This window comes from Pseudomonas sp. ArH3a (assembly GCF_022648765.1).
Classification (GTDB): Bacteria; Pseudomonadota; Gammaproteobacteria; order Pseudomonadales; family Pseudomonadaceae; genus Aquipseudomonas.
The window spans coordinates 3,534,309-3,548,996 of sequence record NZ_CP080330.1; the positions used below are offsets into that span (position 1 = coordinate 3,534,309).

13 protein-coding genes are annotated in these 14,688 nt (G+C 55.6%); 5 read left to right on the forward strand and 8 right to left on the reverse strand.

Annotated features, from left to right (window positions below; translation table 11 throughout):
* Positions 1-2: 2 nt before the first annotated feature.
* Positions 3-500, reverse strand: a complete 498-nt coding sequence (gene tssB, locus K0P33_RS15905) for a type VI secretion system contractile sheath small subunit (RefSeq protein WP_083358409.1) — start codon at positions 498-500, stop codon at positions 3-5.
* Positions 501-553: 53 nt separating this feature from the next.
* Complete coding sequence (gene tssA / locus K0P33_RS15910; protein ID WP_263272782.1) at positions 554-2,086, reverse strand: type VI secretion system protein TssA; 1,533 nt, start codon at positions 2,084-2,086, stop codon at positions 554-556.
* A gap of 213 nt (positions 2,087-2,299) precedes the next feature.
* Between tssA and K0P33_RS15915 the strand changes: the two genes are divergently transcribed.
* Complete coding sequence (locus K0P33_RS15915; protein WP_242149419.1) at positions 2,300-2,608, forward strand: hypothetical protein; 309 nt, start codon at positions 2,300-2,302, stop codon at positions 2,606-2,608.
* 50 nt (positions 2,609-2,658) lie between these two features.
* On the opposite strand, the gene K0P33_RS15920 is transcribed toward K0P33_RS15915, so the two are convergent.
* The 6 genes from K0P33_RS15920 to K0P33_RS15945 form a co-directional block, all read right to left on the reverse strand.
* Positions 2,659-3,117, reverse strand: a complete 459-nt coding sequence (locus K0P33_RS15920; RefSeq protein WP_094951069.1) for a PAS domain-containing protein — start codon at positions 3,115-3,117, stop codon at positions 2,659-2,661.
* 68 nt (positions 3,118-3,185) lie between these two features.
* Positions 3,186-3,896 carry an SDR family oxidoreductase gene (locus tag K0P33_RS15925; protein WP_094951070.1) on the reverse strand — a complete coding sequence of 237 codons (711 nt, stop codon included), beginning with the start codon at positions 3,894-3,896 and terminating at the stop codon, positions 3,186-3,188.
* A gap of 36 nt (positions 3,897-3,932) precedes the next feature.
* The gene (gene folE, locus K0P33_RS15930; protein WP_094951071.1) at positions 3,933-4,493 is read right to left on the reverse strand and encodes a GTP cyclohydrolase I FolE; all 561 of its coding nucleotides are present in this window, start codon (positions 4,491-4,493) and stop codon (positions 3,933-3,935) included.
* A 154-nt stretch (positions 4,494-4,647) separates the two neighbouring features.
* Positions 4,648-5,112 carry a DUF393 domain-containing protein gene (locus tag K0P33_RS15935; protein ID WP_242149422.1) on the reverse strand — a complete coding sequence of 155 codons (465 nt, stop codon included), beginning with the start codon at positions 5,110-5,112 and terminating at the stop codon, positions 4,648-4,650.
* A 389-nt stretch (positions 5,113-5,501) separates the two neighbouring features.
* Positions 5,502-5,912, reverse strand: coding sequence for a hydroxyisourate hydrolase (gene uraH, locus K0P33_RS15940; RefSeq protein ID WP_242149424.1), 411 nt, complete (start codon positions 5,910-5,912; stop codon positions 5,502-5,504).
* 10 nt (positions 5,913-5,922) lie between these two features.
* A complete protein-coding gene (locus K0P33_RS15945) occupies positions 5,923-6,426 on the reverse strand; it encodes a heme-binding protein (protein WP_094951074.1) in 504 nt (167 codons plus the stop codon).
* A gap of 146 nt (positions 6,427-6,572) precedes the next feature.
* Between K0P33_RS15945 and K0P33_RS15950 the strand changes: the two genes are divergently transcribed.
* The 4 genes from K0P33_RS15950 (at position 6,573) to K0P33_RS15965 (ending at position 14,380) form a co-directional block, all read left to right on the forward strand.
* Positions 6,573-7,244 carry a heavy metal response regulator transcription factor gene (locus tag K0P33_RS15950; RefSeq protein ID WP_242149427.1) on the forward strand — a complete coding sequence of 224 codons (672 nt, stop codon included), beginning with the start codon at positions 6,573-6,575 and terminating at the stop codon, positions 7,242-7,244.
* The gene (locus tag K0P33_RS15955) at positions 7,241-8,611 is read left to right on the forward strand and encodes a heavy metal sensor histidine kinase (protein ID WP_094951076.1); all 1,371 of its coding nucleotides are present in this window, start codon (positions 7,241-7,243) and stop codon (positions 8,609-8,611) included. Before K0P33_RS15950 ends, K0P33_RS15955 begins: the two co-directional genes overlap by 4 nt.
* 420 nt (positions 8,612-9,031) lie before the next feature.
* Positions 9,032-10,384: a hypothetical protein gene (locus K0P33_RS15960; RefSeq protein ID WP_094951077.1), complete on the forward strand. Its 1,353-nt coding sequence runs from the start codon at positions 9,032-9,034 to the stop codon at positions 10,382-10,384.
* A 405-nt stretch (positions 10,385-10,789) separates the two neighbouring features.
* Positions 10,790-14,380, forward strand: a complete 3,591-nt coding sequence (locus K0P33_RS15965) for a patatin-like phospholipase family protein (RefSeq protein WP_242149429.1) — start codon at positions 10,790-10,792, stop codon at positions 14,378-14,380.
* Positions 14,381-14,688: the final 308 nt, after the last annotated feature.

The window sequence follows — 14,688 nt, forward strand, 5'->3', positions numbered from 1 at the left end:
CTCTACTCCTTTTCCTCAACGCCCAGCTCACCGAGCAAGCGGGCACGTGCACCTTCGTCCTCGATCAACGCCTGTAGCGCCTTGCGAAAGTCGGGCACATTGCCCAATGGGCCTTTTAAAGCTTTAAGTGCGTCGCGTAGGGCAATCAATTGGTTGAGTTCCGGTACCTGTTCCACCAGCGCATCCGGCTCAAAGTCACGAATCGACTCGAACGTCAGATTCACCGCCAGGCGTTCATCCGGCGCAGCGTCTTCCGAGAGGCAGTTGGCGATGGACATTTGCAGATGCAGGTTCTGGCCTTTGAGCACGTCGGTGAAGTTGTCCTTGTCGACCCGAATAGGCTTGAGTTCTTCGACAGGGGTGTCGTCTTCACGCAGGGTGAAGTCACCAATGACCAGTTGTTTGAGCGGCAGCTCGACCTGCTCCTGGGCATCGCCTGTCGCCGGTTTGTAGACAATATTGACGCGCTCTTTAGGCGCGACAGAACCGTCACTTGCCATGGTGTTTCTCCTCAGTGGGCGACTCGCACACGCGGTCGCGTCTTGTCACGGGTTCAGTCGTTGGCGCAATCCGCACGTTGCCCACAGCGCTTGCGCCAGAAGCCGTCGAGATCGAGGCGCGACAAGCGCCGGGACCATTCAAGCGAGGCGCTGTGCTCAAGCATCATTTGCAGCAGTGGCTTGATCAGTTCCGGCTCCCATTGCTCCAGGTTGAGCTCGTCGGCCTGCGCCAGCAGCCCCTCCAACGCAATGCACAGATCCGGGTGTGGGTCGTACCGATAAACCAGTACGCACTGCGAGGCGCGCAGCCTGTAACGGTCGCGCGCACTGGCGGTGTAGGTAATGCAGCGCTGAAGCTCGGCTAAGCCATCGTTAAGCCGCCCCTCATTGGCCATGTGTCGCGCGGCGTCTATACAGGCCTCAATGCGATCGTTTGCGGGCACCACGGGGGTAGACGGCGCCAGGCTTTCCAGCCACGCCCGGGTGGGGCCATCGGCAAACGGCGTACCGTCAGCGAAGGTCAACTCGACCACTCCCGGAAGTCGGGCCGCCAGCCCTTGCACCTCCAGCGCCAAGGCTCTGGCAGCAGCACTGGCCCCAGCCTTCACAAGCGCTGCGTGACTGACGCGATTCAGGTCGAGCCAAAACGGATAACTGCTGAGCCGAGCTTCGCAAAAGCGCACCACCTCCAACGGCTTCGCGCTGCTCTGCAAACGCAGGACACTGTCTCGCAGCGTGAGCGGCGGAGCTGGCAGGCGAGTTGCCTGCCCCTGGCTGGGAGGCAGCTCGTCGAGCGTGATCCACGCCGCCTGACGATTCAGCCGATAGGCCAACGGCAGTAGGGGAAACTGATCCATGCAGTGGGACTGCACCGGGCCCAGCAACTCGAACACCTTCTCGACACTGCTGTCGATGGTGTTGATAGCGTCACCGCTGTCCAATAAGGTTACGTCCGACGCGGCCAGTGCGGGGAGGGCACTGATTGGGACGTCAGCAACCTCGGGCTCTTGAGCTGGCTGCACTGTGACTTGTTGGGGCGCCTGCGCCTCAACACAGGGTATTTGTTCCAGGCGACGACGCAATTTGGCAAAGCTGGGCGCTTGGTCGTCCTTCATACGCCATAACGCATCGATTGCATCCCAATCGCTGATCAGGCGCTCAGCCGCCAGCCTGTCCAGCGGTTTGAAAGGTTCTACCAAGGTCTTGTCCAACCACTCGATCAGCCATTGGGCGTGATTACGCCGAGCGCGCAAACGCGAAGAGGGTGGCGTCACGGCGTCCCAATGCAGGCACACGATCTCCTTAAGCAGGTGCACACCCGCGCAGAGTCCTGCCATTGCACGCAACTTGGTCCATGCACACAACAGCCAAATGGCAACCCGCAGGTCCTTGCCTTCGTTGTTGAGAACAAGCTCACAGAGCGTCGACAACCGCTGCCAATCCACGGGTTCAACCGCGTGAATATTATTGAGCTTATCGATTTCGGCCTGTGCCGCTGCAAACATGGCGCTGTCGCGCAAACTGTCACTTTTCAGAGGTTGCCCGCTGCTAGGCGAAGAGCCGTTCTGTTGCTGATCACTGTGCATCGGTTCGTGTGCCTCCCACCGCCTGCTAGAAAGAGTCGCCCGAGGCTCCTGGCGCAAAGCGCCTGGAACTGGACGGCAAGGCAGTAAAATAGGGGGCGGGGTGGAGTTCTCCCATCAGGTAAAGACCTGAAAGTGCGGGAGAGCTTGGTGTACGTGCGGTGATGTCGAGTCGCCAGAATTTTGACTTAACGTCATTAGCGAGTAGTGGGCAAGATGTGCACACCCAGTGTTCTGGTTTTAGATGATCAATCGTTTAAGCGCGAAATCGAATCTCTCAAACAGCAGGCTTTGCCCGCGTTCCAGCGAGATGACGAACCTATCGTTTATCGTCTTGGGAAGGCGATCTATGAGTATCGTCGTGTTGATGATGCGCTGTACGCCGACGCCGTCAGTACGTTTGGCGAACCTGCTGTAGTCGAGTTGATAGGTGTCTACGGTTACTACGCATTTGTGGCGATGACACTCAATGTTTTTGCCGTGCCCCGTGATGGGGATGCGCCACTGCCATTCCCCGAGCAATAGCGGTTGCTGAGGTGAATTGAGTATTCATTCAGGCCGCCATTCAAGCGTGATCAGCGTCCGGGTTCGCATTGCGATTGAGCCAGTTGAGCTTTTAAGCTTGCGATTTCTGCTTCTAGTTCGCGCACGCGCTGGCCAGTCTGAAATTCGACGCTAACGTCCTTCTGGATGCCGATGTAGTAGGTAAGTTGATCCGCGTCGTTGAATACTGGAGTAATCGACAGCTCATTCCAGAAAGCACTACCGTCCTTACGATAGTTGCGGATGATTTGCCGGCAAGGCTGATGCATCTTTATTGCCTCGCGGATAACGGCCAAGCCCGCTTGGTCTCGGTCATCACCCTGCAGGAAGCGACAGTCCTGATACAGAATTTCGTCAATGCTGTAGCCCGTCAGGCGCTCGAAGGCGGGGTTAGCGTAGATCAGGATGTTCTCATCGCCTTCCTGCTCGGCAATTACGATACCGTCATTCGAGGTTTCAACCATCAGTTTTAGCAGTTCTGCGTCTATCATTTTCAGGGCCCGGTGAGTTTCATATCATTCTAGGGCAACTTGGGCGTTTTGAGCGTTTTTCAGCCCGGCTACCAGGGAAGGCGCTCTCCGTTATAAGCGAAGAAATTACCGCTGTCGGCAGGCGCCAAGCGGTCAATCAGAGATAACAACTCGTGGGCAGCAATGCTGGCCGGCCTGGCTGCAGAGGCACCACGAAAGGGGTGTGACAGGCCCGAAATGACGGTGCCAGGATGAAGACTCAACAAGCGGGTCTGAGGCCGCGTTCGTGCCAGTTCGATGGCGGCCGTTTTAATCAGCATGTTCAGTGCTGCCTTGGAGGCACGATAGGCGTACCAGCCACCCAAGCGGTTATCGCCAATGCTGCCTACCTTGGCAGAAAGCATCGCCATTGCGCCATGAGCGTCCAGCAAGGGCAGGAAGTGACGCAAAACCAGAGCAGGCCCAAACGTGTTGACTTGAAATACCGACTGCAACGCATCGGCATCAATCGCGGAGTAACTTTTTTCAGGCTTTATTTCGTCGCGATGGAGCAGGCCTGCGGCATGTAATATCAACTGATACGGTGCTTCTTCAGTCAATTCGGCTGCCGCTCTGGCGATACTGTCGGCATCCTCCAAATCGAGGCATGGAACACTGTTGCGCCCCAACTCACGCACAGACGCACACCGCGGGTCCTGATTGAGCAACTCACAAAAAGCCGAGCCGAGCGCCCCGCTGGCGCCTATCACGAGGGCACGGTAGCCCTCACCAAGGGAGTTCATTTTGAAGGGACTGTTCATCTAGGCTCTCCTGCGGTCTGATGCGATTTGTTGGTGTTAACCCAGTCGTCCTATCAGTTGCAGGAACTCGTGACGCGTAGCGGAGGACTCGCGAAAGGCGCCCAGCATTACCGATGAGGTCATCACCGAATTTTGTTTCTCCACGCCCCGCATCATCATGCACATGTGCTTCGCCTCAATGACCACCGCCACGCCGGCGGCATCGGTGATGTGCTGAATGGCGTCGGCAATTTGTTTGGTAAGGTTTTCCTGGATCTGTAGGCGACGGGCGAACATATCCACCACTCGGGCCACCTTTGACAGGCCCAGTACCCTTCCGGTGGGGATGTACGCTACATGAGCCTTGCCGATGAAGGGCAGCATGTGATGCTCACACAATGAATACAGTTCAATGTCGCGCACGATGACCATTTCATCGTTTTGCGATTCGAACAATGCGCCATTGATCACTTCCTCCAGATTCATTGTGTAGCCATTGCACAGGTACTGCATCGCTTTGGCTGCGCGCTTGGGTGTGTCCAGCAGTCCTTCACGCTCAGGGTTCTCGCCTACGCCGACGAGAATTTCACGGTAATGTTCGGCTAATGATGGGTTCATCTTTATTCCTCGCAGCCTTGCTGCGCTTGATGTGTCGGCAATCCTTGGCGGTGGGAGAGTATCTGCTGCGCACGATCTGACGCAGATAACACAGGGTTCGCCAGATCAGCCATGACCCAGGCTTTTTGTCGGGGCCATGACAAGGCGAGGCTTTCTAGGGCTGCTTTTTTTTCAACGTGGGCTGCCCGTCTGACGCGGGTTTGGGCGCCGGCACCGCGCAACGGTTATCGAGACAGCGACGGCCACTATCTGGGTGAGGTAACCACGCCAAATGGGGACGTAAGCGGCAGAAGAGGCGATAGCCGAACTCAAACAACGGGCGCAATGCACGCCACGTCAGTGGCGTTGCCCAAAAACCCAAACCGGCAGCTCGCCAGCTCCAAAGGGTGGCGTCCAGACCGGTTACCCAGCGTCCATCAGCAAAACGGGCGTGCAGCGAGGACTGCATGTGCTCGAACGTAAACCCAAGTGCCTTGGCGTCGAATGCACCGCTGCTGATGTCCACAAAAAGCAGTCGATCCTTTACGGCATGTCCGCGCAGGAGCTTGATTTCGCGCGCACACAGCGGGCATTCACCGTCAAAGTACAGCGTCAGCGGCCAATTCATTTTATTGTACATCGACCATGACCTTGTATAAGTTTTACACAAGATATGCCGAAATAAACAGACTGACAATGGGCACTGTTCTTTCACCGCGCTTCGGACGGTAATCCCAGTTTTGTGAAGGGATCGGCGGTGCCTTCGATATCAAGGTTCGTGGCGGCAAGCTATGCGAAGGTGTTTACGTTCAGGGGGCGCTCCCAACCGGCGATTATCAGCAAAGCGGGGCGTGATGGCGTTGGCCAGGCCCATTAAGGTTCGCGGCGAAGGGCTGAAATCATCAGCTACGACGTGAATGGGTCCAACGGTGCGATGCAGGTCACGGTCAAGAGGGTGATGCAAAATAATTAAGCAGAAATGCCGCCCATGAAATCAGGGGCGGCCTTGTCTCTGTGTCTGGTAGAAACTCAATTCCCTCTGTAGGTAGAGAAACCGTAGGGGCTGAGCAGCAATGGGATGTGGTAGTGCGCAAGGGTACCGTCTACCTCAAAAATGACCGGTACCTCCGGAAAGAAACTTGAGATTTTGTGAGCTTTGAACCACTCACCGGTTTTGAAGGTGACACGGTAGGTGCCTTTCTCCAGAGCCCGGCCATCGGGGTACAGCCCGGGAATACGACCTTGCTCGTTTGTCGCAGCGCTGTTGAGCATGTCCCAGCGCTTGCCGTCCTGTTTTTCCAACGTGACATTGACACCCGGCGACGGCAAACCATCTTGTAAGTTGAGTACATGCACGCTGAGCGGGTTTGCTGCCGCTGACGCCAGTGACGAGACGACACTCAATACAACGCCAGCGAAGAGCGCTTTTAATACAGTCATGATGATGTCCTTAGTTTTTAACAGCAGGTAAAATTTTGTTGATCGCGACTAATGCGCAACCTTCATCGAATGCTGCCCCGCCGGCACCGGCCACTCCGATAGCGCCAATGACTTGCCCTTCAAACAACAACGGCACTCCGCCGCCCAGCAGCAATAGCTCATCCACGGTGTTGAGGTTTTCAGCATCGGGTGTACTGCGAGCACGCTCTGCCAATAGTCGTGTTGGCGTCTTGGTCGATAGGGCGGTATAGGCCTTACGTTGGGCGGCTAATGTGTTATGTGGGCCAACGTCATCGTCGCGCTGCAGGGCGACTAAATTGCCTCCACGGTCGACAATTGCAGCCACACCTGTACGCCCATCGGCATGACAAGCGGCCAGCGCGGCATTTAGCAAATCATTGGCCATTGCCAGTGACACGTCGTTGCGCTGCACAACTTGGTCCGGGGCTGCAACGGCGAGCGCAGAGCTCATTGCGAGTGACATCAGCAATGAGGTCGATAGGCTTATACGCATGCTTTTTCCTTTGTTTTGTCTGGCTGAGTCATCGCCAGACATGATGACCCGTGCATTCCGTCAGAATGATTGCCTCATGATTACCAAGATGTAATGTGCCAAATCGGTCGGGCGCGCTAGCCTATGCGCCTGTTTGGGAGGAAAAGATGCGTATCTTGGTCGTTGAAGATGAAGCGAAAACAGCGGATTACCTCCGTAAAGCCCTGACTGAATCGGGCTACGTGGTTGAGGTCGCCTTGGATGGCCTGGAGGGCCAGTATCTGGCGCAGGAAAGTGAGTTCGACTTGATCATTCTGGACGTCATGCTGCCGGGCCTGGACGGATGGCAATTGCTTCAAATTATTCGTCGCAAGTGGCAAACCCCGGTGCTTTTTCTTACCGCGAGGGACTCTGTGGAGGATCGGGTCAAGGGGCTTGAGTCAGGGGCCGATGATTACCTGGTCAAGCCTTTTTCCTATGCCGAGTTGTTGGCACGCGTACGTACCCTGCTGCGCAGGGGGCCGCCCCGTGAGGTCGAGCAGTTCTTGGTTGCAGACCTGAGCCTGGATCTGTTGCGACGTAAGGTTACGCGTCAGGGTGAACGCCTGACCCTGACCAACAAGGAATTTGCCCTGTTGCACCTGCTACTCAGTCGGGAAGGGGAGGTGCTATCGCGCTCGTTGATTGCCTCACAGATCTGGCAGATGAACTTCGACAGTGATACCAATGTGGTCGATGTCGCCATCCGACGACTGCGCGCCAAGGTTGACGATCCTTACCCGCTTAAATTGATACACACCGTGCGTGGCATCGGCTACATGCTTGAGGTGCAATCCTGAACCTGTTTCCGCGTGCCCTGAGCTTGCGCCTGGCGGTCATGTTCGCGTTAGTCAGTGCGCTGCTGCTGGGCACCATTGGTTTCTATCTATATCAGTCGTTACAGCGAGAAATCGCATGGCGCGATGACCAGGCCCTGCTTGGGCGCCTGGAGCGCATGCAGGCGTTGATCAACGACAGTGTCAGCATCGAGCAACTCAGAAATCGGTCCAAGCTCTACGAAAACATGCTGGGCAATCGCGACAATCTGCTGTGGATTGTCGATGACACTGGCCAGGTGCTGATCGAGATCAACCCCGTAAGCATGAGCTTGCCCAAGTTACCTGCCGCAGCCCAGGCTCAGCTCGGTGACGGCCACTCTTCAGTGTCGGTGCGGTTTGCCTGGCAGCATGTCATGCAGGGTGGTCGCGGCTTGACCCTGATCGCTGGCAAGTTGTTGAGTGAGCGCGAGCAGATGCTGGGCGCTTACCGACTCAAGCTTTGGCTCGCGATGTCCCTCGGCGCGCTGCTGGCTTTTGTGCTCGGTGGGTGGGTCAGTCAGCGAGGCTTACGACCTGTGCGCCTGCTGGCAAAGCGCGCTGCCGCAATTGATGTACACCATCTGCATCTGCGGCTGGATGAGTTCAACGAACTGAGTGAACTGCAAGCGCTCAGCCAAGCGCTTAATAAAATGCTTGCACGCCTTGAAGACGGGTTCGCCCAGCTATCACGATTCTCAGAGGACCTCGCCCATGAGATGCGTACCCCGCTCACTAACCTGATGGGGCATACCCAACAATCCCTGAGGTATGGTCGTTCAATCGAGGACTATCAGAACCTGTTGGTTTCCAATCAGGAAGAGTATGAGCGTCTAGCGCGAATGATCGACAGCATGCTGTTTCTCGCGCGTACTGAGCAGTCGCATGCATCTGTAAGTGATGAGTTCATCAACCTGCACGATCTAGTAGGGCAACTGTGTGAGTATTTTGAAGGCGTGGCGCAAGAGCGTGATGTCACGCTAATCAATCAAGCCCATGATCAGTTGCGGGCTGACCCGGCCTTGATCCGTCGAGCATTGGCTAACCTGCTCGCCAACGCACTGCGTTATGGGGCTCGCGCTGCGCCCGTGACGATTAGCAGTGTGATGTGTGAGGACAGGATTGAAGTCACTGTGCACAACCAAGGCCAGCCGATTTCAGCGCAACATCTACCTCGACTGTTTGAACGCTTTTACCGGTGCGACCCGTCACGTAATCAGCCGGACGATTCTGGTGGCTTGGGGTTAGCGATCGTTCGCTCAATCATGCACCTGCATGGCGGCCGGGTGACCGTAGATAGCAGTCAATCAGGAACGCGCTTTCGCTTGGAGTTTCCTATTCGAAAAGATTGAGTGGTCTTGTAGTCACTGTCGCTAGACAACTGGCAGAACCTTAGGATCTATTCGAAAAGCTCATCTACCTGTAAAGGCATGGGATGCAACCCTGTTAAGTTCAGGTGATGAGTGTTGGAACGCGTAGGCGCGCCCCACGCTTAGACTCGAAAAAGTTCTGTACGTAGCTCATGTACGCGCTACAGATCGTGCTGATCTGGACTTATGTATATCGCAAAAAACACTAATCTTGGATATCCGTTGCTTCTATCGTTGAATCCAAAGCCAAGTAATGGAAGTGGCCAGTGCCTGAGAAAATGAGCGCTCTTGAATATAACCAAGTGAGTGACTTGTCGACTTTGGCAAGACTGCCCGAACACGACGGTACTTTCGGGAGCCTGTGCTTCTTCTACAGTATTACCGCCGATACAGGAGCTGCCAATGAAGCCTATCGCCGCTGCCGCCACTCTGTGCCTAGTCATGGTCCTTGGGGCCTGCGCACCGTATATGCCGTATCGAACTGAGAACACGTTATGTGCAACAAATAAGGCGGATTGCTCGAAGGCAACTCTGCAATGGCACGCCGGCACCAGCGCCTCTCCAGGTGACTATCTTCTAGGCTTTGTCGAATTTAACGATCAGGGCGATCTGTGGCAGCGTCAGGGGATGGAGGCCGTGATCAATCAACTGAATACTGAGGCCGCCGCCAAGGACTTACTGATAGTGGTTTTCGTCCATGGCTGGCACCACTCGTCAGAGGAGGGAGATGGCAATATCAACACGTTCCGTACCGTGTTGGCTAACCTAGCGGTGGCAGAGGCTGCCTCTGGACGACCTGCCAGGGAGGTCGCCGGCGTTTATGTCGGTTGGCGAGGTGACTCTCTGGCGCTAGGTCCGATTAATAACGTGACCTTCTGGGATCGCAAAAATACTGCAGAGAAGGTAGGCCACGGGGAAGTGACTGAACTGCTCAGCCGAATAGAACTAATCAAGCGTACCCAGGACAGCAAGGCCCGCGATGCTGCATTCGAAGCCAAGAGTAAAAGCGGCGCCGGGAATACCCAGTCCACTGAGGAAAACCGCTGCGGAAAACATATCGCCGCAGGACAGGATATAACCAGTCAAACCAAACTGGTTGTCATCGGGCACAGCTTTGGTGGGCTGGTGGTGCAGTCGTCCATTGGGCAGATCCTTGAGGACCGTGCCATACGCACAAAGGGGGGCGACTACGGCTGTCAGCTGGACGTAGAGGGATTCGGCAACCTAGTGGTGCTGATTAATCCGGCATTTGAAGCCCAACGCTACTCAGGCTTGCACGATATCGTTTCCCGCCGCACTTGGTTCCCCGCGCAGCAGTTGCCAGTAGAAGTGATCCTCACCTCTAAGGCGGACGATGCCACCGGAGTATTATTTCCTTTGGGCCGACGCTTTAACACGGTGTTCGAGAGAGATGGTTGGGACAAGAAGAACCTCACGACTGTCGGGCATTACCAGCCCTACATCACCCATGAGTTGTATAAGGCAGCGCCTGGTCATCCCGATACACAACCCCTTATGAAAGCCTGGGCAGCCGGTGGACAACCGAGTACACGGTTAACGATTGCGGGCCTCACTCTAGAGCGCACTCAGTTGGGAGATAGAAATCCCTATATGAACGTGAGCGTGAGCGGTGACTTGATCAAGAACCACAACGATATCGGTGAGCCGCAAATCATAGAATTCCTCAAACAGATGATTCTTCTATCGACGCTCCCTGAAAGTGACCGGCATTTCATAAAGACCAATGGGCAATGAGAGGGTAGGCCAAAGGTTAAATCGGCCGGGCAATAAGGGGTAATTGCCCGGTCAAACAGGCTAATCAATACTGATGTAAGACGCTGTCGGCCCGTTCATCCCGCGCTCACAGCGTATCGAAATCCATGAGTAGTGTTGTTGTCGTGTCGCGCCTGTGTGACACAGCGTTTACACACAGTATTTTATGTCGTCCCCATCCAAACTATTGGCGCTAACGCTTTCTTCGAAAAACTATAAAAGCAGTATCGCGCTCACCTATAGTGAACTAATCAATAGTTTGGGGCGCGGCAGGGTAGTGTCGCGTTAAACAAGTAAGTTGAGTGTTAGAAGTCGATATCAGCGTGCTCGCCTATTACGCTTGGATAGGACTTCAATCATCTACGCCGCCTGACAAGGAGTGAAAATATGACGAATGACAATATCTCGTCGCACAAAGATGAAAAGGGAGTAGATCTACAAGCCCTGTATCAGATACGACGTGAAAATTTGCCTGAGGATGTTAAAAAAACACTGTCGGTTCGCCCTTGGGGGTTAGCGTTGTCAGGCGGGGGGATTCGTAGTGCGACTTTTTGTTTCGGCTTGATCAAAGCGTTGGCGGAGAAAGAACTGTTCCATCGTTTCGATCTGATGTCGACCGTATCCGGTGGCGGCTACATCGGTTCGACCATCGGCAAACTGTTCCACAACGAAGGGCAGTCCAGTACGCCCGACCCGTTAAGGCTGGAGCAAGAACTGGCACAGGCGCAGACGCGTTGGTTTGCAGTCTGGCTGCGTGCCAACGGACGTTACCTGATTCCCCGAGGTCTGAAGGACATTCTGTTCGCCGCGGCGAACTTCGGTCGAAACTTGTTGGGCGTGCATGTTGAACTGGCGTTTCTGGCAATCATCCTCGGTGGTTTTTTGGTCAGTCTGGACCTTGCTGTCTGGCAATGGGTCGATTGCCTTGCCCCGGGTGGCGGTTGCGCGCCTGTGCCATGGTTTGATCGGCATCTGATCGGTTTGTTATCCGGTTGGCCCACACTCTGGATCGGACTGGTGCCCTTGGCTTGGATCGGCGCAATTCTTTCCTGTACCTATTGGGCGCTGCCCACCCGCAAAGGGCAGAGCCTGGGCGTGCAGCGCCTGATAACGGCGCTAATGGCCGTTGTCGGCATTGTGATTCTGCTACGTCATTCAACCACCCTGCTGAACAACGCCATACCACTCTGGACCGGTAGCTTGGAGTTACCTGCGGAATTGGTCACGGTGGCGCTTGCGCTGATGGGCGCCTGGGTTCTGGGAATCCTCTTTGCTACAGGCTTGAGCATTAAGTCCGAAAAAGATCCAGACCGTACCCGCAATGGCCTGACTCAAGCGCTGGCGGTCACCTTGAAGATCGCCGTAGCATTTTTGGCTCTCGGCATGGTTGATTTTCTGGCCTGGTCTCTAACCAACTCAAACCCAACATCGCAAGGGCAGCTAGGGGGAATGTTGGCCTTGGTTACGGTCGCATTAAGGGCCGCCATGCCAATGATTTCTGACCTGCCCAAAAGCCTGGTCCCGGGAACTCGGCGAGTGGTCATCGAGGTGATCAATGTACTTGGGTTTGTTCTAACCGGTGCCTTGCTGGTGTTCTGGATCAGTGTGCTGCATCGGGCAACCACGAATGTGCTGTTCGACTCGTCCCTGGGGGGGCTGCATTTCTCATTGGCTTGGCAATACCTCGCCTGGCTGACCATTCCCCCGTTACTGATGGTTTTAGTTTCGGCTGCCAATCGTGACTTCCTCAACCGATCTTCGCTCTATGCGTTCTATCGTGCCCGCTTGATGCGTAGTTATCTGGGGGCCGCCAACCCCAACAGGTTTCAAGCGCAAAATACGTCGTCGATGTCCTGTGTCGCACCTGCTGACGGCCAGATTCTGCCACTGCGGGTTACTCAGGTGGATGACGGCGATGACTTGAGTATGGTTGCTTATCAACCTCACAAGGGCGGCGGGCCGGTGCACTTGATCAATGTATGCGTCAACCAGACCGAAGATCCGATGGGGGGGTTGTTCAATCAGGATAGAAAAGGCTCGCTACTGACCGTTGGCCCCGGCGGGTGCCTGATGCACGGGAGCGATCGCTGGCACCCCGGGAATCTGGCTCAGTCATTGAGCTTGGGGGCATGGATAGCAATCTCCGGTGCCGCCGTCGCTCCAGGGCTCGGTAAATCTACCCGTTCAGGTATCGCGGCGCTGTTGATGATGTCCGGCATTCGCTTGGGGTATTGGTGGGACAGTCACGGTATGGGCGGTCAACCAGCGGCTCCACGAGTTGGCAAGTATGGACAGCTGCTAAGCGAATTACTTGGGCGTTTTGACGGCGATCGGCGTCAGGATTGGTTTCTCAGCGATGGAGGGCACTTTGAAAACACGGCGGCCTATGCGTTGCTACGCGAAGAGTGCGAGGTCATTGTTGTAGCCGATTGTGGCGCCGATCCCCGCTACGCCTTTGGCGACCTGGAAAATCTGGTGCGCAAGGCACGAATTGATTTACAGGCCGAGATTACCTTTCTGCGTCCCCGGCAACCAGATCGAGACCTGCCTGCGGTATTCGGCTCGCTCAATGAACTGGCTTCGCCTGACAGTGAAGCGTGCCTGGCGTTGGCCCGCATCGACTACCGTCGTACCGGGCGTTCCGGGTACATGATCATCGTCAAGCCGAACATGAGCAATGGGGCACCGGTTGACCTGGTTAATTTCAAGTCTGACAACCCTTTGTTTCCTCAGGAACCGACCACCGACCAGTCTTTCAGCGAAGCGCAATGGGAGAGCTATTTCCAGCTTGGGCAAACCCTGGGGCGCAACCTTGATCTGGAGCAACTGCAGGACATGCCAGCGTTCGCCAGGAATTACTTTGTCAACGACGACGGGGCAATCCTGATCAAGGAAAGCGACGGAGCCATGGTGCTGCGATTTTCCTCCAAACGACTCTCATCGCGAATTGCTTCGACGGGTGCGGTGACGGCCTCTATCAGTCTCGGTGCGGTGGCCTCCATTGGATTTGCTGGCTGGCAGGCGATCAACTCTGAGCTGACACACAGGGTTGATCAGAGGGAAATCGAACCCGTTGCTCTCAAGGAACTCACCGATATTTTTGGCAAGCTGCCGCCCCCCGGCCGATCAGTTGTCTCTTCAGACAATGACCCGCTCGGGGAAATGGCGACCGCCTTGTTACGGGCTGGCGACAAGGCGTGTACGGCCTATAACCTCGATGCGTTTCGGCAGTCTCCATTGATGAAACTGATGGTCAGCCGTACCAAGCAAGCGTGCAAGCAGACGTTATCCCCGCACCCTTCCTGCACAGTGCTTCTGGATGACTTTTCGCTCTCGGCGTGCCTGCAAGAAGAGCCAAGGGTTAAGTGCGAGCCGCAGTACTGGATTCGTGATTACACGTCTACGGCCCTTACATCAGCGAACTGTTGGGCGCCTGGGCGTAGCGCTGTTGATCAAGGCGAATCCGAGCTGGCTTCTTCAGCCCCAGCCCCAGCCCCGGTACCAGAACCCGTACCAGAACCAGAACCAGAACCAGTACCAGCACCCGCCGAGCTGGAGCCGTCTTCGCCTATGTCGGAGGAAGCTGCGCCTCAAGAGGGCAATACGACTACGACCGAGCCTTCCGTGCTGGCGAACACAACAAATATCTGCAAAGGCAATACGGTCTACTTGCAAATCTATGGCCCTCAATTGCGGGATTTTGCCAGATCGCTGCGCGAGCCTTGGAGAAGCTTTGGCGCTTCAGTCCCGCCTGTGGAAGATGTCGTGGATAGCGCACGGCGGGCGAACCGCCGAGCCCCCACGCCTTATTCAGTGCCCACAGTGATCTATCACGATCAAGCCTCACAGGACTGTGCCAACCAGCTGAAATCCATCGACGCTGCGAAGTCATGGATCGTCGCTCCCTTGGCCGATGGTTTGAAGGGCCAGAAAGGTGTGATTGAAGTCTGGCTACCTCCTTCGACCAAGGTGGACTGACGCAGGCGCTGTGTTATATCGGTGCGGGCATCAGAGAGTTGTACGCACCGTTCTCCAGGCTGGCCCAGGCCGGGAGAGTGCGAAAAATCGCACATGGCTACCAACAACTCCTGGGCGCGCCACGGGATAGATGACCTCGGGGATCAGTCGGGTCGACGCCATGTTGGGCCCGTCACCTGGATGCGTTGCAACGTCTGCGGATTGTATGACCAGACTGAGGCAGCGTCGCTTCTCTGACACAGGATATTTGCCAGCCATAGTGATGGCTTTGAAGATTTTTATGTGACCTTGAAGAATATTATTGGTCT